Annotated in this window: 23 protein-coding genes, 1 tRNA gene and 1 other RNA gene; 8 read left to right on the top strand and 17 right to left on the bottom strand. The window is 73.5% G+C overall.

The features are described 5' to 3' along the window. Nucleotide 1: 1 nt before the first annotated feature. Nucleotides 2–1,312, bottom strand: a complete 1,311-nt coding sequence (locus M1L56_RS05390) for an MFS transporter (protein WP_248598459.1) — start codon at nt 1,310–1,312, stop codon at nt 2–4. Nucleotides 1,313–1,547: 235 nt separating this feature from the next. Between M1L56_RS05390 and prfB the strand changes: the two genes are divergently transcribed. Further along, the gene (prfB, locus tag M1L56_RS05385) at nt 1,548–2,657 is read left to right on the top strand and encodes a peptide chain release factor 2 (protein ID WP_248598458.1); all 1,110 of its coding nucleotides are present in this window, start codon (nt 1,548–1,550) and stop codon (nt 2,655–2,657) included. Nucleotides 2,658–2,687: 30 nt separating this feature from the next. Here prfB and M1L56_RS05380 read toward each other — a convergent pair whose 3' ends face one another. Further along, entirely contained in the window at nt 2,688–3,482 is a 795-nt protein-coding gene (locus M1L56_RS05380; RefSeq protein WP_067950294.1) for a gamma-glutamyl-gamma-aminobutyrate hydrolase family protein, read from the bottom strand. A 151-nt stretch (nt 3,483–3,633) separates the two neighbouring features. Here M1L56_RS05380 and M1L56_RS05375 point away from each other — a divergent pair, with 151 nt between their 5' ends. The 4 genes from M1L56_RS05375 to smpB all read left to right on the top strand — a co-directional run bounded on the left by M1L56_RS05375 (nt 3,634) and on the right by smpB (nt 7,121). Then, entirely contained in the window at nt 3,634–4,173 is a 540-nt protein-coding gene (locus M1L56_RS05375) for a flavodoxin domain-containing protein (protein ID WP_248598457.1), read from the top strand. Between the two features lie 82 nt (nt 4,174–4,255). Next, entirely contained in the window at nt 4,256–5,629 is a 1,374-nt protein-coding gene (gene ftsE, locus M1L56_RS05370; protein ID WP_248598456.1) for a cell division ATP-binding protein FtsE, read from the top strand. Then, entirely contained in the window at nt 5,626–6,537 is a 912-nt protein-coding gene (gene ftsX, locus M1L56_RS05365; protein WP_248598455.1) for a permease-like cell division protein FtsX, read from the top strand. Before ftsE ends, ftsX begins: the two co-directional genes overlap by 4 nt. A gap of 107 nt (nt 6,538–6,644) precedes the next feature. Beyond that, on the top strand, nt 6,645–7,121 hold the full coding sequence (smpB, locus tag M1L56_RS05360; RefSeq protein ID WP_248598454.1) for an SsrA-binding protein SmpB: 477 nt from the start codon (nt 6,645–6,647) through the stop codon (nt 7,119–7,121). 39 nt (nt 7,122–7,160) lie between these two features. On the opposite strand, the gene M1L56_RS05355 is transcribed toward smpB, so the two are convergent. Together M1L56_RS05355 and M1L56_RS05350 are read right to left on the bottom strand one after the other, a co-directional pair. Further along, the gene (locus tag M1L56_RS05355) at nt 7,161–7,484 is read right to left on the bottom strand and encodes a transcriptional regulator (protein ID WP_248598453.1); all 324 of its coding nucleotides are present in this window, start codon (nt 7,482–7,484) and stop codon (nt 7,161–7,163) included. Continuing rightward, entirely contained in the window at nt 7,477–7,974 is a 498-nt protein-coding gene (locus M1L56_RS05350) for a hypothetical protein (RefSeq protein WP_248598452.1), read from the bottom strand. The genes M1L56_RS05355 and M1L56_RS05350 overlap by 8 nt, the downstream gene beginning before the upstream one ends. A gap of 85 nt (nt 7,975–8,059) precedes the next feature. On the opposite strand from M1L56_RS05350, the gene M1L56_RS05345 reads away from it, so the two are divergent. Beyond that, the gene (locus M1L56_RS05345) at nt 8,060–8,797 is read left to right on the top strand and encodes a tyrosine-protein phosphatase (protein ID WP_248598451.1); all 738 of its coding nucleotides are present in this window, start codon (nt 8,060–8,062) and stop codon (nt 8,795–8,797) included. A 62-nt stretch (nt 8,798–8,859) separates the two neighbouring features. Here the strand turns inward: M1L56_RS05345 and M1L56_RS05340 are convergent, their stop codons facing one another. After that, a complete protein-coding gene (locus M1L56_RS05340; protein ID WP_248598450.1) occupies nt 8,860–9,516 on the bottom strand; it encodes an SIMPL domain-containing protein in 657 nt (218 codons plus the stop codon). 166 nt (nt 9,517–9,682) lie between these two features. Between M1L56_RS05340 and ssrA the strand changes: the two genes are divergently transcribed. After that, nucleotides 9,683–10,052, top strand: a transfer-messenger RNA (tmRNA) gene (gene ssrA, locus M1L56_RS05335). A gap of 76 nt (nt 10,053–10,128) precedes the next feature. Here the strand turns inward: ssrA and M1L56_RS05330 are convergent. From M1L56_RS05330 to hisN, 4 genes are all read right to left on the bottom strand, one after another. Then, nucleotides 10,129–10,644, bottom strand: coding sequence for a septum formation family protein (locus tag M1L56_RS05330; protein ID WP_248598449.1), 516 nt, complete (start codon nt 10,642–10,644; stop codon nt 10,129–10,131). A 97-nt stretch (nt 10,645–10,741) separates the two neighbouring features. Further along, nucleotides 10,742–10,981: a hypothetical protein gene (locus M1L56_RS05325; RefSeq protein WP_157356686.1), complete on the bottom strand. Its 240-nt coding sequence runs from the start codon at nt 10,979–10,981 to the stop codon at nt 10,742–10,744. Between the two features lie 94 nt (nt 10,982–11,075). Continuing rightward, nucleotides 11,076–11,999: an LLM class F420-dependent oxidoreductase gene (locus M1L56_RS05320; RefSeq protein WP_248598448.1), complete on the bottom strand. Its 924-nt coding sequence runs from the start codon at nt 11,997–11,999 to the stop codon at nt 11,076–11,078. A gap of 48 nt (nt 12,000–12,047) precedes the next feature. Further along, on the bottom strand, nt 12,048–12,917 hold the full coding sequence (gene hisN / locus M1L56_RS05315; protein ID WP_082846931.1) for a histidinol-phosphatase: 870 nt from the start codon (nt 12,915–12,917) through the stop codon (nt 12,048–12,050). A 177-nt stretch (nt 12,918–13,094) separates the two neighbouring features. Here hisN and M1L56_RS05310 point away from each other — a divergent pair. After that, nucleotides 13,095–13,167: transfer RNA gene (locus M1L56_RS05310), tRNA-Lys, on the top strand. A 98-nt stretch (nt 13,168–13,265) separates the two neighbouring features. On the opposite strand, the gene M1L56_RS05305 is transcribed toward M1L56_RS05310, so the two are convergent. From M1L56_RS05305 to M1L56_RS05270, 8 genes are all read right to left on the bottom strand, one after another. After that, entirely contained in the window at nt 13,266–13,829 is a 564-nt protein-coding gene (locus M1L56_RS05305; protein ID WP_248598447.1) for a GNAT family N-acetyltransferase, read from the bottom strand. Continuing rightward, a complete protein-coding gene (locus M1L56_RS05300) occupies nt 13,826–14,647 on the bottom strand; it encodes a metal-dependent hydrolase (protein ID WP_067945735.1) in 822 nt (273 codons plus the stop codon). Before M1L56_RS05300 ends, M1L56_RS05305 begins: the two co-directional genes overlap by 4 nt. Before the next feature lie 110 nt (nt 14,648–14,757). After that, nucleotides 14,758–15,351: an energy-coupling factor transporter transmembrane protein EcfT gene (locus M1L56_RS05295; protein ID WP_067945733.1), complete on the bottom strand. Its 594-nt coding sequence runs from the start codon at nt 15,349–15,351 to the stop codon at nt 14,758–14,760. 7 nt (nt 15,352–15,358) lie between these two features. Further along, on the bottom strand, nt 15,359–16,039 hold the full coding sequence (locus tag M1L56_RS05290) for an energy-coupling factor ABC transporter ATP-binding protein (protein ID WP_248598446.1): 681 nt from the start codon (nt 16,037–16,039) through the stop codon (nt 15,359–15,361). Further along, entirely contained in the window at nt 16,036–17,172 is a 1,137-nt protein-coding gene (locus M1L56_RS05285) for a thiolase family protein (protein WP_248598445.1), read from the bottom strand. The genes M1L56_RS05290 and M1L56_RS05285 overlap by 4 nt, the downstream gene beginning before the upstream one ends. Next, nucleotides 17,169–18,419: an AMP-binding protein gene (locus M1L56_RS05280; protein ID WP_248598444.1), complete on the bottom strand. Its 1,251-nt coding sequence runs from the start codon at nt 18,417–18,419 to the stop codon at nt 17,169–17,171. Before M1L56_RS05280 ends, M1L56_RS05285 begins: the two co-directional genes overlap by 4 nt. Beyond that, nucleotides 18,416–19,063, bottom strand: a complete 648-nt coding sequence (locus tag M1L56_RS05275) for a biotin transporter BioY (protein WP_248598443.1) — start codon at nt 19,061–19,063, stop codon at nt 18,416–18,418. The genes M1L56_RS05280 and M1L56_RS05275 overlap by 4 nt, the downstream gene beginning before the upstream one ends. A 175-nt stretch (nt 19,064–19,238) precedes the next feature. After that, the gene (locus tag M1L56_RS05270) at nt 19,239–19,718 is read right to left on the bottom strand and encodes a hypothetical protein (RefSeq protein ID WP_248598442.1); all 480 of its coding nucleotides are present in this window, start codon (nt 19,716–19,718) and stop codon (nt 19,239–19,241) included. Nucleotides 19,719–19,818: the final 100 nt, after the last annotated feature.

The raw sequence follows: 19,818 nt of genomic DNA, 5'->3' as shown, positions 1-19,818 counted from the left end.
CTCAGGTGTCGGCGGCGGGCGTCCAACCGTCGTCGCGGTCGGCGTCGGCGGGTGACGGATGCCGCGGCCTGACGGGTACGTAGCGCGGGATCCAGCGCCACAGCATCACCGCGCCGATGAGGCCGACGACGCCCATGGTCGCGCTCGCGGCCATGATCGACACCGCCGACGTGACCGCCGCCACCGCGAGCGGCGCGGCCGCCTGACCGGCGTCGGCGATCGTGCGGTAGGCGCCGAGGAACGGCGCGGGGTTCGCCTTCGGCGCGAGATCCGCGCCGACGGTCAGGATCACCCCCGACGAGAGCCCGTTCGCGAGCCCGAGCATGATGGCCGCCGCGGTGAACCAGGCGACCGCGCCCGGCACGTCATGCGTCACCGCGAGCACGAAGTGCCCGGCGGCGAGGCCCACGAGACCCGGGATCGCGCTCCAGAGGCGTCCGTGCCGGTCCATCACGTGCCCGCTGACGTAGAAGAGGGCGAAGTCGACCGTCGCGGCGATGCCGATCACCAGCGCCGCGGCATCCGGTCGCATGCCGATCGACACCGCCCACAGCGGCACGATCACCGTGCGGCTCGCCCGGATCGCCGCGAGCAGGCCCACGCCCGTACCGATGCGGGTGAGGACGCCGCGATGCGTGACGATCGCGCGCCACACGCCGTGCGCGGCATCCGTCTGGCCGTCGGGGTCAGGGTTCGCGGATGCCGCGCGCGACCGGATCGCCGCACCGAACACCCGCTCGGGGTCGGGCAGCACGAGCAGCACGACCACGACCGCCGCGCACGCGGCCACGAGCACCCAGAACACCGCCGCGGACGATCCCGTCCACGCGATGATGCCCGCCGCGAGGAACGGACCGATCGCCCACCCGCCGCGGAACACGCCCGCGAGCGTCGACAGCGCCCGCGCCCGCACGCGGGCCGGCACGTAACTCGTGAGGAACGCGTGCCGGGCGAGCCCGAACACGGCCGTGGCGAGCCCGAGCAGGAACACGCCGATGCCGAGCGCCCACGTCGTCGGCACGAGCAGCGCGAGCACCGTGCCCGCCGACGCGAGCACCGCCGCCCCGATCATCGCCGCGCGCTCGCCGATGCGCGCCACGAGCCAGCCCGCGGGCAGGTCGCCGACGAGTTCGCCCACCATGAGCATCGCCGCGATCAGCCCCGCGAGGGCGAGCGAGGCACCGCGCTCGGTCGCCACGACCGGGATGACGGGGATCAGCGCCCCCTCGCCGAGCGAGAACAGCAGCGTCGGCAGGTACGCGGGGAGGACGATCGACCGCCACGAGAACGAGTGCGCGGTGTCGGAGGTCACCCGACCGATCGTATGCCCGCGTCCCCGCGGCCCGCCGCTCCGCCCGCCCCGGCGCCCCGGGACGCGCCGCTCCTCACGAGCGCGCGGGTGCGCGACGAGCGCGTGCCTCCGGCGCCGCGCACTCGCCGCGCACTCGCGCGCCCGGCGCCCGGGCGACCGGCACCGGCGCGCGCCGGACCGGCGGCGAGCACGCGCGCAGGCCCCTCCCGGCACCGCCCACTAGGCTGGGGAGGCCATGTTGGATCTTGACCTCTCGCAGGAGATCGCCGCGCTGCGCTCCACGTTCCGTGACATCCGTGCCGTCGTCGACGTCGACGCCCTGAAGGCGGAGATCGCGCGCCTCAGCGAGCAGGCGGGCGCGCCCGACCTGTGGGACGACCCCGAGGCCGCGCAGAAGGTGACCAGCGCGCTCAGCCACCGCCAGTCGGAGCTCACGCGCATCACGAGCATCGAGTCGCGACTCGACGACCTCGAGGTGCTCATCGAACTCGCGCGCGAGGCCGACGACGAGGAATCCGCCGCCGAGGCGCGCGCCGAGCTCGCGTCGCTGCAGAAGACCGTCGGCGACCTCGAGGTGCAGACGCTGCTCGACGGCGAGTGGGACGAGCGGCCCGCCGTCATCACGATCCGCGCCGGCGCGGGCGGGGTGGATGCCGCGGACTTCGCCGAGATGCTCATGCGCATGTACCTGCGCTGGGCCGAGAAGCACGGCTACAACGCCACCGTGATGGACACGAGCTACGCCGAGGAGGCGGGCATCAAGTCCGCCACCTTCGAGATCGACGCCCCGTACGCGTTCGGCACCCTCTCCGTCGAGGCGGGCACGCACCGCCTCGTGCGCATGAGCCCCTTCGGCGCCGCCGGCAAGCGGCAGACCAGCTTCGCCGCGGTCGAGGTCATCCCGCTCATGGAGGAGGCGCAGGAGGTCGACATCCCCGACAACGACATCCGCGTCGACGTGTTCCGTTCGAGCGGTCCTGGCGGGCAGTCGGTCAACACGACCGACTCCGCGGTGCGCATCACGCACCTCCCGACCGGCATCGTCGTGTCGATGCAGAACGAGAAGTCGCAGATCCAGAACCGCGCCGCCGCGCTGCGCGTGCTCCAGTCGCGGCTGCTCCTGCTGCAGAAGGAGCAGGAGGCCGCCCAGAAGAAGGAGCTCGCGGGCAACATCACCGCGAGCTGGGGCGATCAGATGCGCTCGTACGTCCTCGCGCCGTACCAGATGGTGAAGGACCTCCGCACCGAGTACGAGGTCGGCAACCCCAGCCAGGTGTTCGACGGCGACCTCGACGGGTTCATCGCCGCCGGCATCAAGTGGCGCAAGCGCAAGACCGACGACTGATCCGAACGGATGCCGCGCGGCATCCGTTCATCACGACGCCGACTCGACCACCGCCGCCGCCGCGCTGATCGGCGCCGCCGTCGCACCGTCGGCCCGACCCTGCGCGTAGGCCCGCGCCGCGCCGACGAACGCCCGGATGAGGGCGAGCCCCTCCGGTTCGAGTCGTTCCTCGGGATGCCACTGCACGCCGATGCAGAACCCGCCGTCCGTGGTCTCGATCGCCTCGACGACCCCGTCGGGCGCCGACGCCGAGGCGATGAGCCCTTCGCCGAGCCGGTCCACGGCCTGGTGGTGGTGCGACGAGATGTCGAAGTCGCGGTCGCGCGTGATGCGGTCCAGCAGCGTGCCGGGCGCGACCGTGACCGAGTGCGCCGTGTGCACGCCGTACACGTCGCGATGCGGCGACAGGTCCACCCGGTCGCCGAGGTGCTGTTCGAGCGTGCCGCCGAGGGCGACGTTCAGCACCTGCATGCCGCGGCACGCGCCGAAGACCGGCATGCCCCGCTCGCGAGCCTGCCGGGCCAGCGCGATCTCGAGTTCGTCGCGGATGCGGAGGGGTTCGTCGTTGGCCGGGTGCGGGGTGGCCCCGTAGAGGTGCGGGTCGACGTCGCGGCCGCCGGAGAGGAACAGGCCGTCGATCCGGTCGAGCAGCCGGCCGGGATCGTCGAGGTGCACGTCGAGGGCCGGGAACAGCAGGGGAGCGGCGCCCGCCTGCTCGATGGCCGACAGGTACGAATGCGGCAGCCCGTCGGTCGGGATGTCGACCCACGCGCCGGAGCTGGCGGGCTTGCGATCGGCGACGACGCCGATGAGCGGAACGGTCATCGAGCCTCCGGAGCGGTGGGGGCCACGCTACTCCGCGTGCGTCGTCGCGGGAACCGGGTCGGCGCGTCGGGACCTTCGGCACTCGGTCCCCGAGGCCGGCGAGCGTGGCGTCGCAGTCGGCCGTCGGGGGACGCGGTGAGGGGAGACCGACATGCGCGTGCTGGTCGCGTATCCGAGCAAGTACGGGGCGACCGAGGGCATCGCCGAGCGCATCGGCGCACGGCTGCGCACCGCGGGGCATCACGTCGACGTGCTCCGCTGCCGCGACGTCGACCGACCCCACGAGTACGACGCGTACGTGGTGGGCAGCGCCGCCTACATGGGCAAGTGGCGCAAGGCCGCCCGGAACTTCGTGGAGCGCAACACGGGGGTGCTCGCCTCGAGGCCGACCTGGCTGTTCAGCAGCGGTCCGCTCGGCACGGAGCGCATCGACCGCGACGGCAACGACGTGCTCGTCGCCGCCGAGCCGAAGCAGTTCGAGGAGTACGAGTCGCGCATCCATCCGCGCGGCCGCATGGTGTTCTTCGGCGCGCTCGACGTCGACCGGCTGCGCGGACCCGATCGCATCGTCAGCTGGATGCCCGCGAACGATGCGCTGCCCGAGGGCGACTTCCGCGATTGGCACGCGATCGACTCGTGGGCCGATCATGTCGCCGCCGACCTGCGCTCGTCGGCCGGAACACCCCACTGAACCGTCTCCACCCGTCCGCGAGCACGCCGTTTTCCGGTGTCGCTGCCCGAACTCCGATGGATTCCGCCTACGCTCGAACGCGATGATCCGCTTCGACTCCGTCACCAAGACCTACCCCGGGCAGAACCGCCCCGCCCTCGACGGGATCACCGTCGAGATCCTGCGCGGCGAGTTCGTGTTCCTCGTCGGCGCGTCGGGCTCGGGCAAGTCCAGCTTCCTGCGCCTCATCCTCAAGGAGGAGAAGCCCACGGCGGGCAGCATCCACGTGCTCGGACAGGACCTGAGGCGGATCTCGAGCCGCAAGGTGCCGTTCTTCCGCCGCAACCTCGGCGTCGTCTTCCAGGACTTCCGGCTGCTGCCGAACAAGAACGTGTTCGACAACGTGGCGTTCGCGCTCCGGGTGATCGGCAAGTCGCGCGGCTACATCCAGACCGCCGTGCCCGAGACGTTGAAGCTGGTCGGCCTCGACGGCAAGGCCAAGCGGATGCCGCACGAGCTGTCCGGCGGAGAGCAGCAGCGTGTCGCCATCGCCCGGGCGATCGTGAACAAGCCGCAGATCCTCCTCGCCGACGAGCCGACGGGCAACCTGGACCCGGTGACGAGCGCCGGCATCATGACCCTGCTCGAGCGCATCAACGCCGGCGGCACGACCGTCATCATGGCCACGCACGAGGCCGGCATCGTCGACCAGATGCAGCGCCGGGTCATCGAGCTGTCCTCGGGCGAGGTCGTCCGCGACGCCCGGAGCGCCGGGTACGCGCTGAGCCACGAGGTCATGGACCTGCCCATCCACGCCGACGGCGTCCCCGGCGCGGTGGCGGCAGCGGTCGCTGCCGAGGCGGCGACGGATGCCGCGACCGAGCCCGCGCCGGCCGCCGCCGCGGCCGTGCAGCCGGAGCCGGCGCCCGCGGCGGCTGCGCCCGAGCCGAAGCCGAAGCCCAAGCGGCGCGGTCTCGGACGCCGCCGCTCGGCCGAGCCCATCGACGCGCCGGCCGCCGCGCCCGCCTCCGCGCCCTCGGCGCCGTCCGCCGCCGACGTCCCGACGCCGGAGGCGCCCGCCGGGACGGCCGCCGCCATGGAGGCGCCCGAGGAGCGACCGACGCCGGCGGAGCCGCCGACGGTCACCGCCGCCGCACCCAAGGTCACGCCGCAGATGATGCGCGACGCGCCGCCGCTCTACGTCGAGCCGGAGGTGACCGACGAGGTGACCGAGGAGGCCGCCGCGATCACGGCCGCCGCGACCGCACCCGTCGAGCCGCTGGGCACGGGCGATCGCGCGAAGGCGGATGCCGCGGCATCCGTCGACGACGACGCGGACGGCCCACCGGGACGCCCCGCGCCGCCCGTGAGCGGCCGGCAGTCGGCGAACCTCACGCTCGCCGAGCGCCTCGGACTGCGCAGCCCCGCCGGACCGCGACCCGGCGACGACGACCAGGAAGTGGGGCCCGTCAAGTGAGGGTCGGACTCGTGCTCGGAGAGGCCGCCAACGGCCTCCGCCGCAACGCCACCATGGTGGTCTCCGTCGTGCTCGTCACGTTCGTGTCGCTCACGTTCGTCGGCATCGCGGCGCTGCTGCAGCTGCAGATCCAGCAGATGCGCGGGTACTGGTACGACCGCGCCCAGGTCGCCGTGTACCTGTGCACGGCGGTGTCGACGGCCGCGGGCTGCATCGACGGCGAGGCGACGCCCGAACAGAAGGAGGCCGTCGAGGCGCAGCTCTCGGGGGCCACGCTGTCGCCCTTCATCGATGAGTACTACTTCGAGGACCGCGACCAGGCCTACGCGAACTTCCAGGAGCAGTTCGAGGGAACGCCCGCGGCCGACTACGTCACGCCCGACGTGCTCAACGAGACGTTCTGGGTGAACCTCGTCGATCCGTCGCAGTCGGACGTGCTGGTCGAGAGCCTGGCCGGTCTCGCCGGTGTCGAGCAGGTCGTCGACCAACGCCGCTACCTCGACCAGATCTTCAACGTGCTGAACGTGGCGAGCTACACGGCCGTGGCCGTCGCCGGGGTGATGCTCATCGCGGCCGCGCTCCTCATCGCGACGACCATCCGGCTGTCGGCGTACTCGAGGCGCAAGGAGCTCGGGATCATGCGGCTCGTGGGCGCGTCCAACCGCTTCATCCAGACGCCGTTCGTGCTCGAGGGCATCTTCGCCGGGTTGATCGGTTCGCTCCTCGCGGGCGGCGCGGTCGTCGCCATCGTGTACTTCTTCGTGCAGGGCTACCTCGCCGAGACGCTCTCGTTCACGTTCGTGGGGCTGGGCGATGCGCTGCTCGTGGTGCCGCTCCTCATCGGCGTGGGCGTGCTGCTCGCGGCGATCTCCGCGGCGATCGCGATCGGGCGGTACCTCCGGGTGTGATCCCGGCCGACGGTGAGCGGATGCCGCGGGGCGGACTAGACTGAAGGGCTTGCCGGCCGACGCCGGCGGCATCCGCTGTTCGAACGCTGCCAGGAGAGGAGCGTGCCATGCCGAGGGAGCAGGGCGAGAAGGTCGTCGCGACCAACCGCAAGGCGCGCCACGACTACACCATCGAGGACACCTACGAGGCCGGCATCGTGCTCTCGGGCACCGAGGTCAAGTCCCTGCGGCAGGGGCGGGCGTCGCTCGTCGACGGGTACGCGTTCATCGACGGCGGCGAGATGTGGCTCGATGCGGTGCACATCCCCGAGTACACCGAGGGCACCTGGAACAACCATGCGCCGCGGCGCAAGCGCAAGCTGCTGCTGCACAAGCACGAGATCGTGAAGATCAGCCACAAGACCAAGGAGGGCGGCTACACGATCGTGCCGCTGCGCCTCTACTTCAGCGACGGGCGCGCCAAGGTCGAGATCGCGATCGCGAAGGGCAAGCGCGAGTACGACAAGCGCCAGGCGCTGCGCGAGAAGCAGGACAAGCGCGAGGCCGCGCGAGCGATCGCCTCGCGGCGGCACCTGGGGGAGTAGCCGAGCGGAGCGGCGCCGCACCCCTGCCGCGCCGCGTCCTCAGCCGGCGATCGCACGGAGCGCGTCGAGGTGCGCGGCGAAGGCCGCTCGACCCTGCGGGGTCAGCGCGAGCCACGTGCGCGGGTACTTGCCGACGAACCCCTTGCGGACGGAGACGTAGCCGGCGGCTTCGAGCGCCGAGGCCTGCTTGCTGAGCACCGAATCGCTCACCTCGACCGTGTCGCGGACGAACGCGAACTCCGCCTCGTCGGCGGCGGCGAGCAGCGCGCAGATCGAGAACGGCACGGCCCGCTGCAGCAGCGGGTCGAGCCGGTGACGCGGATGGGCGCCGTCCGCCGCGCCGGTGGCAGCGGGCTCAGCCACGGACGATCACCAGCTCGCGGAGCGATCCCCAGAGCGGCGGCGCGGCCGTCGCGATCGCGGCGATCGCGAAGTACACCGGCGACGCCGGGAACACGAGCAGGCCCAGCACGAGCGTCACCGCGAACACGGCGCCCCAGCCGCCCACCGCCACCCCGAAGCGACGGGAGAAGCCCAGGCTCGACGCCCGCAGCCGGCGGAGGTGGACGACCGAGAGCACGCCGAGGACGGCCCCGAACGCCAACGAGACGGCGAGGATGGGCGCCTCGTCGCTGCGCTCGAACCAGCCGAGCGCGAAGAGATACATGGCGCTCGCCGCGGCGAGGCCGGTGAGCCACGCGGATGCCGAGGCGGACCCCTGCACGGCGACCAGGCGACCCGCCGAGGCGGCCTCCCGCAGGCGCGCCGCGGCGGTGGCGGCATCGGGTTCGCGGCCGGACGGCGAAGCCCCCGGGTCGGGCAGTGCGGGGTCGGAGCGGTCGTCGAACGTCATGCCCGGCACTCTAGCAAGTAGTTGCAACTATGGAAAGTAGTTTCTCCCAGCCGTCCGTCGGATGACGACGGGTAGGCTCCGATCCGTGGAGATCTCGACGCGCATCCCCGTGCCGGGCACGTACAACTTCCGCGACGTGGGCGGCTTGCCGGCGCGTGGCGGGAGCGTCCGCCGCGGGGTGCTGTTCCGGTCGGACGGGCTGCACCGGCTCGGCGACGAGGGGCGCGAGGCGCTCCGGCGACTCGACGTCGGCGTCGTGATCGACCTGCGCGACGACAACGAGGCGCGGCTCATGCCCGACGACCTGGAGGGTCTCGACGTCGAGGTGCGCCGCCTCCCCGTGTTCGAGGGCTCCGGTGCGTCGCAGGGCGAGCACGGCATCTCCCTCGAAGCGCTCTACCACCGCATCGTCACCACGCACGCGCCCGTGGTCGTCGACGCCGTGCGTGAGATCGCGTCCTCCGGCGAGCGTGCGGTGCTCGTGCACTGCACCGCCGGCAAGGACCGCACCGGCATCGTCGTCGCGCTCACGCTGCTCGGGGCGGGCGTCGATCGCGAGGCCGTGATCGCGGACTACGTGCTCACCGAGTCCCACCTCGCGGGGGAGTGGCTCGAGGAGATGGTCGCGCTCATCGGATGCTACGGCGTGCCGGACACCCCCGAGCTCCGCACCCTGATGGGCGGCAGCCCCCGGGAGGCGATCGAGGTCGCGCTCGACGAGGTCGAGCGGCGCCACGGCACGGTGCGCGAGTACCTGCTCGCGTCGGGCCTCACGCCTGACGAGCTCGAGGCGCTCGAGTCGCTGCTCATCGAGCGCAGCTGAGTCCTGCCGACCCGAGGCCCGTCCGTCGCGGACACCGCGGAACCGCGGCCGCTACTCCGCGGCTATTCGGCACTGAAGCGAGCGTCGACCGACGCCTCGACCACGAGCTTCGCAGGAGCGATCTCGGGTTCCGGCGCGCCGCCCACGTCCATGGCCCGCATCATGAGCGCCTTGTGGGCGCGAGGAACGGGCTGGGGCGCGGCGAGCATGCCGCTGTCAGCCAGCTCGATCGGGACGGGCGTGCCGAGCCCCAGCGCCTCGGCGTAGACCGCGGCCTTGCGCACGGCATCGGCGACGGCGTCGCGCTGCGCCGATTCGAGCACGCGCTCCCGCGTGGCCTCCGTCAGCCGCCAGTCGATGCCGCCGAGCGAGAGGTGCGGTGCGCCGGTCACGCGGCCGAGCCAGCCGCCGAGCGCCGAGAGGTCGCGGAAGACCACCTCGACGTCGGCGTTGGCCTGGTGCACGAGCGGAAGCTGCCGGCCCTCGGCGTTCCAGGGGCGGTGCGACCAGACGCGCAGCTGCCCGGCCGACCAGGAGTCGAGCGCGCCGGATGCCTCAAGCTCGCGGACGTCCTCGAGGAGTCGCTCGTGCGCGCCGGACACGTCGCGGAGCAGCGGCTCGCGGTCTCCGCCCGACGACCCGACGGTGAGCGACACCGCCCCGAGCTCCGGTTCGATGCGCACCTCGGCGCGTCCGCTGACGGCGATGACCGTGGCCATGCGGTTCCCCTCGTGACATCCGCTCGGGAATGGCGGAGCGGCCGCGCCTGTTCTAGACTGTAAGGCCGGGTGACCGGAGCCTCAACGCTCCACCGCCCGGGTATGGCAACTCCACAGCGTGCGATTGACGGCCCGTCAGTCCGACTCCGGTCGGGCGGCGAGACATGGGGATGATCGGTTTCGACATCGCCTGCGAACCCACGAGAAGCGGGCCGAGGATGCAGGGTTATCTCGTAAACGATCTCTGCGAAACAATAACTGCCAATACGAAGCAGTCTGACTTCGCCCTCGCTGCCTAAGCGAGCCCGATAGTCCGTCAGCCCGGGTGCGTTCCCGACCCGGTCGCTGGCGTCATCTAGGGAACTTGCTGCGCGTCGTCGCCTGAGCGACGCGTGGGACTTTCTTCAGGCTGGGCCTGTCGACTTGGGTGCCTGTGGCAAAGGTCGGGGCCGAGCAGAACGCTTGCACAGGCTGCGCCCGGAGAAGGCGTGGAATCACAGCGATGGACGGGGGTTCAATTCCCCCCATCTCCACCATCGGCCGTCATCGCACGACGTGAAGTCAGCCGCACGAAGGCCGCCCCCGAGGGGGCGGCCTTCGTCGTACGCGGCGTCAGTACTGGGCGTTCTTCAGCGTGCCCGTGACCTCGCCGGCCGGGTCGGAGACCATGCACGACACCGTGCGGTCGTCCATGCCCTCCCACGACTGCTGCGTGGGCACGTACCAGGACACGTCGAGGGTCGATTCCTCGAACGGCAGGCCGATGAACGGTTCGAAGGCGGCGAGGCACGACTCCTCGGCGGCGGCGATCACGGCATCGTCGCCGGGATACTCGCCTTCGGGGATCTGGAACTCGTGGAACACCTCGTCGCTGTGCGGCTCCCCGCAGGGGACGACCGGAACGGTCTCCACCTCGTCGGCCGCGATCATGTTGAGGCAGTCGCCGACGCGCAGCGCGAAGACGTCGGCGTCGGCCGACTCGACGATCTCCTGGGTGGTCTCGTCCCGCTCCGGCTGGGCCGGTCCCGACAGCAGGTCGCCGATCGCACCGCAACCGGTGAGCGACGCGGCGAGGAGGGCGGCGGCGGCGATCGCGGCAGGGCGCGCGACGCGAACGATGGAGGGCAATTCGGTTCCTGTCTCGAGAGGGTGAGCCGCCGTCCGTGCGGGTGCGGCCGCGCCAGCCTAGCGGCACGCCACCGGTTCCGGGAGGGCGGCCGGCGCCTCAGTCGCGGCCGTTGACGTGACGCCGTGCCGAGAGACGCCCGATCAGCGAGCGGAGGCCCGTGCGCCCCGCGAAGACCGACTCCGCCTCCTGCGGTTCGGGCTCGGGCTCGCCCGCGGCGGCGCGCGCCGCGGCGGCCTCCGCCTCGCGCTCTTCGCGCCACTGGAGGTAGGCGAGGTAGGGGTCGTCGTCAGGACCCAGCGGTCGCTGGTCCTCGACCTGATGACGTCTCCGCCCCACCACCGGCTCTTCCCCCATCGAGGCCCCCCGGCCCTCATCTCAAGGGTACGCTCCGCGAGGCTCCGCGTCACCGCTCGTGACGCCGGATGGCGCGTCAACGCAGGTGCGGGAGCACCTCGGCGCCGATGAGTTCCACGTGTTCGAGGTCGCGCACGTCGACGAGCTGGAGGTAGACGCGGTCGGCGCCGAGGTCGCGCAGGCGCTGCAGCTTCTCCACGGCCCGCTCGGGCGTCCCCGCGACGTTGACCTCGGCGAACGTCGCCGGGTCGGCCCCGATCGCGTCGAGCCGACGGCGGTAGGTGGCGTCATCCGTCGCCACGACCGTCGGCAGCGCCACGCTGAGGCGCAGGCTCGCCGGATCGCGGTCGGCCGCCTCGCAGGCGGCCCGTACGCGCGCGAACGCGACCGCGATCTCGTCCTCGCCCACGAAGCCCCGGTTGTACTCGGTCGCGTATCGCGCGGCGATCGCGGGCGTGCGCGAGGGACCGCCGCCGCCGACGATGACGGGCATGCGGGCCTGCACGGGCTTCGGCAGGGCGGGAGCGGCGTCGAGCTCGTAGTGCTCGCCGGCGAACGAGAACGTCTCGCCGACCGGCGTGGACCACAGCCCGGTGACGATCGCCAGTTGCTCCTCGAGCAGGCCGAACCGGCGGTCGGGGAACGGAATGCCGTACGCGCGGTGCTCCTCGGCGAACCATCCGGTGCCGAGGCCGAACTCGGCGCGACCCCCCGACATCGCGTCGACCTGCGCGACCTGGATGGCGAGCACACTCGGGTGCCGGAACGTCGCCGACGACACGAGCGTGCCGAGCCGGATGCGGCTGGTCTCGCGGGCGAGCCCGGCGAGCGTCGTCCAGGCGTCGGTCGGCCCCGGCAGCGGCGAGCCGTCGCCCATGCGCAGGTAGTGGTCGCTGCGGAACCAGCCGTCGAACCCGAGCCGCTCGGTCGCCTGCGCCTGCGCGAGCTGCTCGTCGTAGCTCATGCCCTGCTGGGGTTCGGTGAAGATGCAGAGTTCCATGGCGGCCTCCGGTCGGTCGATCGCGTGCGGGTTCAGGTGCCGGGCGGGTCAGTCGGCGGATGCCGCGCCGCGATCGAGCACGCCCAGCACCGCGTCGTGCAGGCGACCGTTCGTGGCGAGCACGCTGCCGTCGCCGAGGTCCGTGCCGGCCGTCGAGGTCACCCGGCCGCCGGCCGCCTCGACGATCGGCACCGCCGCGGCGATGTCCCACGGCTTCAGGTCGAACTCGGCCACCACGTCGACGAGCCCCTCCGCCAAGAGGCAGTACGACCAGAGGTCGCCGTACGCGCGATCGCGCCAGACCCGCTCGCCGAGGGCGAGCAGCGCCTCGAGCTGCCCGGCGTCGCGCCACTGGGCGATGCTCTGGAAGCTCAGCGAGGCGTCGGCGAGCTCGGACACCTCCGACACCCGGATCGCGCGGGGCTCGGCGCCGGGCGCATCGGTGGTGAACGCCCCGAGGCCCTGCGCGCCCCACCAGCGACGGCCGAGCGCGGGCATCGACGCGACGCCCACGACCGGGACGCCGTCGACCGTGAGTGCGATGAGCGCGCCCCAGACCGGGACGCCGCGGAGGAAGTTGGAGGTGCCGTCGATCGGGTCGACGATCCACTGGCGCGATCCGGAGCCCTGCGTGCCGTACTCCTCGCCGAGGACGCCGTCGCCGGGTCGTCGTTCGGCGATCAGGTCGCGAACGGCGCGCTCGACGGCGAGGTCGGCCTCGGTCACGAAGGTGCGGTCGGGCTTGGTGTCGACGCGGAGGTCGACGGCCCGGAACCGGTCCATGGCCGCCGCGTCGGCGAGATCGGCCAACTCGAGGGCGAGCGCGAGGTCGTTGTCGAGCGCGAGCGCCTCGACGTCGGGGTCGACACCGTCGCGGGCGGGGTCGTGGGGTTCCGGCTGGGTCGTGGCATCCGTCACCCGGCCAGCCTAATCGCGACGCGAGACGCCGACGGATGCCGCGGCGGAACGCCGATCCGTGCGCGGCTGCTCGTCGGTTCGACGCGCGACGCGCCCGAGCGGCCCCGATTCGCGTTGGGGCGGCCCACCTGATACCGTTGTTCCTCGGTTCGGGGTTGATGCAGATCCCGCCGGAACGCACCTCTAGCTCAATCGGCAGAGCAACTGACTCTTAATCAGTGGGTTCAGGGTTCAAGTCCCTGGGGGTGCACGGATCAGCCCCGGAATGCTCTCGCCAGCATCCGGGGCTTTTTCGCGTCCGGGGACGCCGCTCGCGGCTCGACGGCGTCAGTGCACGGCTGCCCGGCGTCAGCGCACGGATGCGAGCGGCCGGTGGAACACGAGCAGGTCGCACTCGGTCGCGAGCAACGGCGCGAGCTCGGGGTGCAGCTCGGCGAGGTCGCCGGTCCGCACCACCCGGTATCCGAGGCGCTCGTACCAGGCGCGGAGGAACTCCTTCGACGGGTGGGCCCACGACACGGGCACGAGGAGCTCGAGCTGCATCGTCCGGGCGCCGCGCCCCGCGGCGAGACGTTCGGAGAACGCGACGAGGTCGCGGCCGATGCCCAGCCCGCGTCGGTCGGGGTCGGCGGCGAGCATGCCGAACTCCGCGAGGTCGTCGTCGAGCGCGTGCACGCGCACCGCCCCGACCAGGCGGTCGTGCTCCCTCGCGGTGGCGATCTGTCCCGCAGCGACGAGCTCGGCGACCTGCTCGGGCGTCGTGCGCTCCGCACCGGGCAGCCAGAGGCCCGCCTCGGCCTCGTTGTAGACGCGGTTGACGAGGTCCGCGATCGATTCGACCAGCTCGGCGTCGGCGGCGGACGTGGCCGGTTCGATGCCGATGCGGGTGGCGTGCGGCTGCGGGTCGGTCATGGCGTGCCTCCGGTCGGGTTCGCGGCGTCCGTCGCCAGGAGGGCGAGGAGGTCGACGCCGGCGAGCACCAGCCCCTCGTGCGCGAACCCCGCGAAGCAGTACAGCGCGAGCAGCGTACCGAAGAGGGCCTCGCGGTACGAACCCGTGTCGCCGAGCACCGGCAGGGCGACGAAGCCGTTGGGCAGCCAGATGCGGTTGATCACGGGCACCGGCCGGAGCTGCTCCGGCGGCCGCAGCACCCACGGCCAGAGCAGTCCCGGCAACCCGCCCGTCGTGAGGAAGTCCCCGGCGAGGTGCGCGACGAAGCCGACCGTGACGGCGAGCGGGAACCATCCGACCTGGTCGGGCGCGAACACGACGATGAACGCCCCGAGCAGCACGCCGAGCAGCCACGCGACCGGCCACGACGGCGCGTACCGCCGGGCCTTGAGGCCGAACGCGGTCAGGGCCGCGGTGCCGATGCCGGCGCCGACGGCGATCGTGCCGAACGCCTCGGTGGGGACGGTGAGCAGCGTCAGCGCCCACGCGGCCGCTGCGACGACGCCGATCGCGATCGCGGAGTGCGCGCCCTGGCGGTGGCCGCCCGCGAACACCCCGACCGTCCCGGTCGCGAGGCGCCCGAGCACCGGCACGGATCGTGCGATCGTCGCGCTGTGATGGTCGGCGTCGGGCAGCAGCGCGGCCCCCGCGCACACGGCCGTGCCCGCGAGCACGCCGACGGGATCGAGCGGGTACGTCCCGAAGGTGATGACGGGCATCGTGCTGGTGATCGCGATCCACGCGGCGGCGCCGCTGGTGGCATGGGTGACACCCATCATGTCGGTGCGGGTCTCCTCGGGTCGGCAGGGCGAGGACCAGTCTGGCGCAGACCGGCGACACGGGCGGACCGGTGCGTCGAGACGCCGGCCGGCCCGGCTGCGGCATCCGCTCAGTCGTCGACGCCGCGCGCCATGAGCGCCTCGCCGAGGTGATCCGCGGTGCGCAGCGCGCGCACGATCACGGGGACCGCGAACGCCGTCGGCGAGCCCTCGGCGCCGCGCGCCTTGCGCGCGTCGAGCACCTCGCGCACGAGGTCGGCGAGCAGGGGCACGCAGCGGATCGCCAGGGCCAGCGCGAGGCCGACGCGGTCGGCGTCGATCCAGCGGCGGAACGGTCGCAGCAGCACCTGCATCGCGTCGAGCGTCGCCGTGACCGGCGTCGTGAGCGTGTAGACGGCCGCCAGCGCGACGGCGAGCACGAGCCGCACGCCCATGGTCGCGGCCGCCTCCCAGCCGGCGAAGATCCACTGCACGGGCACCGCGAACGCGAGGATCCACAGGATCGGCGACACCTGCCGCCACGCCACGCGGAACGGCACGCGCGCGAGCGCGAACAGCGCGACGACGACGACGGATGCCGCCCCGAGGGCCGGAAGCGACGGCAGCAGCGCCACCGTGGTCACGATGACGGCCAGCAGCCCGAGCTTCACCAGCGCGGGCGCGCGGTGCACCACCGAGGTGCCGGGGTGGAAGACGCCGATCATGCGCCGCTCACCCGATCAGGGCCCGGTACGCGTCGAGCGACGGACGCGGTTCGTCGTCGGCGATCACGCGGCCGCCCTCCATGACGATGACCCGGTCGAACGACTCGAGCAGTTCGAGCTGGTGGCTCACGACCACGAGCTGCTCGTCGAGCGTCTCGAAGTGCTCGGCGATGCGGCGGGCGTTCCGGGCGTCGAGCAGTGTCGTGGGCTCGTCGGCGACGACGATCGACGGCTCGCCGACGAGGACGGCCGCGAGCGCGAGCAGCTGCTTCTGTCCGCCGGAGAGCCGGTGCGCGGGCCGGTCGGCGAGGTCGGTGAGCCCGAACCGGTCGAGGGTCCGCTCGACGCGGGCCGCGGCATCCGCCGGACTCAGCCGGTGGCGGCGCAGCGTGAACGCGACGTCCTCGCGCACGGTGGGCATCACGATCTGCGTGTCGGCGTTGGTGAAGACGAAGCCGACGCGGCGGCGCACCTCCCGGCCCTGCTTGCCGACATCGAGGCCGTCGACCTCGACGCGGCCCTCGGCGGGCGTGACGAGGCCGTTGATCATGCGCGCGAGCGTCGACTTGCCCGAGCCGTTCGCGCCGACGATGCCGACCCGCCGTTCGGTCAGCTCGAGCGTGACGTGGTCGACGACGCGCTCGTCGCCGAAGTCGTGGCTGACGTCCTCGAAGCGGATGCCGCTCATGCCGCCCGCTCCACGATCATCGCGATGCCCTGTCCGCCGCCGATCGAGCACGCGGCGAGCCCGGCGCGGCCGTCGGCGTCGTCGGCGAGCATGCGCGCGGCGAGCCGCACGAGGAGGATGGCGCCGGACGCGCCCCAGGGGTGACCGAGCGCGATGGCGCCGCCGTCGGCGGAGATCGTCGCCTCGTCGAGGCCGAGGTCGTCGCTCACCGCGAGCAGCTGCGCGGCGAACGCCTCCGTGATCTCGACGAAGCCGAGGTCGGCGACGGTGAGGCCGGCGCGGTCCAGCACGGCACGGGCGGCCGGCGCGGCGCCGATGCCGGGTAGCGCGGGGTCGCCCGCCGCGACCGCGGCCGCGCGCACGCGCAGCGCCGGGAGACCGAGCTCGCGCGCGACGTCCGGGGTCGTGACCGCCATCGCGGCGGCGCCGTCCGAGAACCCGCACGAGTTGCCCGCGGTGACGGTGCCGTCCGACTCGAAGACCGGCGTGAATCGCGCGAGGCGGGTGGCGTCCATCGCCGCGCGGGGCCGGTCGTCGCGGGCGACGCCGTCGACCGGCACGAGTTCGGCGTCGAAGACGCCCGCCGCCTGCGCGGCCGCAGCGCGCGCGTGGGAACGTGCCGCCCAGGCGTCCTGCCGGGCGCGCGTGATGCCGCGCGCGCGGGCCAGGTGCTCAGCGGCCGGCCCCATCTCCGGGTCGGCGAACCCCGCGGGTGCGAACGGTGCACGCTCGTAGCGCTCGCCCGAATCGGGCCAGTGGCGGTGCGGCGCGGTGGAGGCGGACTCGGCGCCGCCGGCCAGCACCAGCTTCGCGTCGCCCGCGCGCACGCGAGCGGCGGCCTGCAGCACCGCGTCGAGGCCGGAGCCGCACTGGCGGTCGACGGTGACGCCCGGCACCGTCGTGCCGAGGCCCGCGCGCAGCGCCGCCACGCGCGCGAGGTCGCCGCCGGGACCCATGCAGTTGCCCAGCACGACGTCGTCGACCGGCAGCCCGGCGGGCGCGACCGCGGCGGTGGTCGCGGCGAGCACGGGCGCGGCGAGCGCGTCGACCGTGTGCGCGGCGAACCCGCGCCCGGCCGTGCCGATGGCGGTGCGTCGGGCGGCGACGATGACGGGGGAGCGGTCGGTGCTCATGCGGCGGTTCCGTCCGGTGCGTGGGCGGCGGGGAAGCCGGGGCCGGCTTCGCCGGAGAGCACCGCGTCGCGCAGCGCTGCTCGGGCGACCTTGCCCGATGCCGTGCGCGGGAGCGGCCGGGCGTACCACCGGCGGGGCAGCTCGACGGCCGAGAGCACGCCGCGCGCGGCGACGGCGACCTGCTCGAGCGTCGCGCCGGCGTCGAGCTCGACGACGGCGACGATGCGCTGCCCGAGCAGGTCGTGCGGCTCGCCCAGCACCGCGGCGGCCGCGACGCCGGGCAGTGCGGCCAGGCGCGCCTCCACCTGCTCGGCGGGCACGGTCGCGCCCGCGGTGGTGATCGCGGCGTCGCCGCGGCCGAGCACCCGGATGCCGCCGCCCGCCATCCGCTCGCCGAGGTCGCCGACGGTGGCGAACCCGCGCTCGTCCCGCTCCAGGTCGGTCGCACCGGTCTCGTCGACGGTGCCGAGGGCGAGGTAGGGCGATCGCGCCCAGATCCGGTCGCCCGCCGGCGTTGGCCGGAGCTCGATGTCGACGCCGGGGAAGGCCTCGAGCACGCCGACGGCGCGGTCGCCCGCGAGCACGAACGAGAGCTCGGCCGCGCCGTAGTACTCGACGAGGCGGATGCCGCGGTCCGCCGCGCGTTCACGGAGCGCGGCTCCCGTCGCGGCGCCCGCGACGATCGCGGTCCGCGGCGCGTCGGGCTCCTCGACGATGCGGGTCAGCCGGGTGGGCGTGGCGTGCACGACGTCCGCGCCCTGCACGCGGTCGGTGGCGGTGGCCCCGAGCGACAGCGCGTGGAGCACCGCGTAGAGGTGCATCGAGACGTGCAGGGGACCGGACACGGCCACGCGGTCGCGGGCCTCGAGCCCGGCCAGTTCGGCGAGGGGCGCCGCCGAGGCGAGCCATGACGCGCCCGTCCGGGCGACCATGCGCGGCGCGGCGCCGGGCGGCGCGGTCGATCCCGAGGTGGTCAGGCCGAGCTCTGTCCCCTCCGGAAGCAGGGGCGAGAGCCGGTCGGCCGCCGCGCGGTCGGCACCGACGAGGACCGGCCGACCGCGTCGCAGGCCCGCGAGCACCGTGACGACGAGGTCGACCGGATCGGTGCCGACGCGGCATCCGGCCGCCCCGGCACCCGGCGGGAGCGCGGCCGCGTCGACCGCGCGCGCGAGCTCGCCGTAGCGCACGACGTCGCCGCCGAACGCGAGGGCGACGTCGTCGGCGCGGCCGCGCAGCCAGTCGCTCATGCCGTCGGGATCACCGCCCGGCGACGCCACGGCCAGGGTCGCGGCTCGATGAGCCCGGGCCACGCGCGGTGCACGCCCTTGGCGACCAGCACGGTCACGACGACCTTCAGGATGTCGCCCGGCAGGAACAGCGCGGACCCGGCGATGGCGACCCCGAGGGGCGTGCCGGTGATCGCCGCGAAGACGGGAACGCCGACGAGGTAGATGGCGACGATGCCGCCCAGGGCGGTCGCACCGAGCGCGGGCAGCACCCGGTAGCGGGGGAGCAGCCGCGCCGTGAACCAGCCGACGACGAACGCGCCGAGCACCCAGCCGATGAGGTAGCCGACCGACGGGCCGACGAACACCGAGAGGCCCCCGCGTCCGCCGGACAGCAGCGGCAGGCCCGCCGCGACGAGCGCGAGCAGCAGGAGCACCGCGAGCGAGCCCTTGCGCGCCCCGAGGATCGCACCGGCGAGCATGACCCCGAGCGTCTGGAACGTGATCGGCACCGCGGTGCCGCCGAGGTAGAGCGCGCCCGGCAGGCCGAGCGCCGCGATGAGCGCGGCGAAGACGGCGATCTGCGCGAGGTCGCGTGCCGGGATGCGGGCGCGGCCGCGCCCGGGCGCGGGCGCGGTTGCGGCGGGGGTCTGGGTGTCGGTCATCATGCTCCCGTGATTCGGCGTGGCGGGCGCGGGGCCCTGTTCTCACGCTAGGAACGGCGGGGGAGCGGTCGCTCGAGGTGGCCGTACAAGAAACGGTGCGCGATTTTGGAGCGGCGTCCGTCGAGCACGACGCCTCGGCGGGCGAAGTGGACCGGCCTCAGGCACTCGCTGCGGGTCAGGCCGCCTTGGCCGGGTCGGTCGCGGCGACCGGGGCGGGCACGGATGCGGCGCGGAGGGCGTCGTCGCCCGCGGCATCCGTCGACTGCAGTTCGTCGTCGAGGGTGTCGGCGCCGGTGTCGATCGGGTCGGCCCACATGACGAGCGGGGCGGGCGACCAGCTGAGGGCGAGGGATGCCTCGTCGGCCGGCACCACGACGGCGACCTGCTCGCGCTCCTCGAGGATGGCGCGCGTGACCTCGGCGGCGATCTGGTGGGTGAGCATCGACTGGAAGATGCGGTCGGTGTCGTCGTCGCCGCGGCGGACGAGCGACCAGTCGCCTTCGGGGCCGATGAACCGGGAGAGTCGCGCGTTGACGAGCTCGAAGATGTGCTCCCCGCGCAGGTCCGCAGCGGTCGCGGCGGGCGACGGGGCGGCGGGTGCGGTGTGGGCGGCGGCTTGTGCGGCGAGCCGCGCGCGGCGCCAGCGGCGGAACATCGGTGTCCTCTCGTGGGGGTCGGTCGGCGGATCTCGGGCGGCGGACTCGGTCCCGTCCAGTGTCCGTCGGCGGCGCGGCATCCTCGCCGGGACACGCCGC

The organism is Agromyces sp. C10 (genome assembly GCF_023217995.1).
Taxonomy (GTDB): Bacteria; Actinomycetota; Actinomycetes; order Actinomycetales; family Microbacteriaceae; genus Agromyces; species Agromyces indicus.
Note: the sequence above shows the minus strand (reverse complement) of the source record. Positions and strands in the feature narration are given on the sequence as shown.

What these genes read in the sequence shown, in the direction of transcription:
- prfB (WP_248598458.1), top strand. Translation starts at nt 1,548, where the DNA reads ATGTTGGATCTTGACCTCTCGCAGGAGATCGCCGCGCTGCGCTCCACG.
- M1L56_RS05380 (WP_067950294.1), bottom strand. Translation starts at nt 3,482, where the DNA reads ATGACCGTTCCGCTCATCGGCGTCGTCGCCGATCGCAAGCCCGCCAGC.
- M1L56_RS05375 (WP_248598457.1), top strand. Translation starts at nt 3,634, where the DNA reads ATGCGCGTGCTGGTCGCGTATCCGAGCAAGTACGGGGCGACCGAGGGC.
- ftsE (WP_248598456.1), top strand. Translation starts at nt 4,256, where the DNA reads ATGATCCGCTTCGACTCCGTCACCAAGACCTACCCCGGGCAGAACCGC.
- smpB (WP_248598454.1), top strand. Translation starts at nt 6,645, where the DNA reads ATGCCGAGGGAGCAGGGCGAGAAGGTCGTCGCGACCAACCGCAAGGCG.
- M1L56_RS05350 (WP_248598452.1), bottom strand. Translation starts at nt 7,974, where the DNA reads ATGACGTTCGACGACCGCTCCGACCCCGCACTGCCCGACCCGGGGGCT.
- M1L56_RS05340 (WP_248598450.1), bottom strand. Translation starts at nt 9,516, where the DNA reads ATGGCCACGGTCATCGCCGTCAGCGGACGCGCCGAGGTGCGCATCGAA.
- M1L56_RS05320 (WP_248598448.1), bottom strand. Translation starts at nt 11,999, where the DNA reads ATGGAACTCTGCATCTTCACCGAACCCCAGCAGGGCATGAGCTACGAC.
- M1L56_RS05305 (WP_248598447.1), bottom strand. Translation starts at nt 13,829, where the DNA reads ATGACCGACCCGCAGCCGCACGCCACCCGCATCGGCATCGAACCGGCC.
- M1L56_RS05300 (WP_067945735.1), bottom strand. Translation starts at nt 14,647, where the DNA reads ATGATGGGTGTCACCCATGCCACCAGCGGCGCCGCCGCGTGGATCGCG.
- M1L56_RS05295 (WP_067945733.1), bottom strand. Translation starts at nt 15,351, where the DNA reads ATGATCGGCGTCTTCCACCCCGGCACCTCGGTGGTGCACCGCGCGCCC.
- M1L56_RS05290 (WP_248598446.1), bottom strand. Translation starts at nt 16,039, where the DNA reads ATGAGCGGCATCCGCTTCGAGGACGTCAGCCACGACTTCGGCGACGAG.
- M1L56_RS05285 (WP_248598445.1), bottom strand. Translation starts at nt 17,172, where the DNA reads ATGAGCACCGACCGCTCCCCCGTCATCGTCGCCGCCCGACGCACCGCC.
- M1L56_RS05280 (WP_248598444.1), bottom strand. Translation starts at nt 18,419, where the DNA reads ATGAGCGACTGGCTGCGCGGCCGCGCCGACGACGTCGCCCTCGCGTTC.
- M1L56_RS05275 (WP_248598443.1), bottom strand. Translation starts at nt 19,063, where the DNA reads ATGACCGACACCCAGACCCCCGCCGCAACCGCGCCCGCGCCCGGGCGC.
- M1L56_RS05270 (WP_248598442.1), bottom strand. Translation starts at nt 19,718, where the DNA reads ATGTTCCGCCGCTGGCGCCGCGCGCGGCTCGCCGCACAAGCCGCCGCC.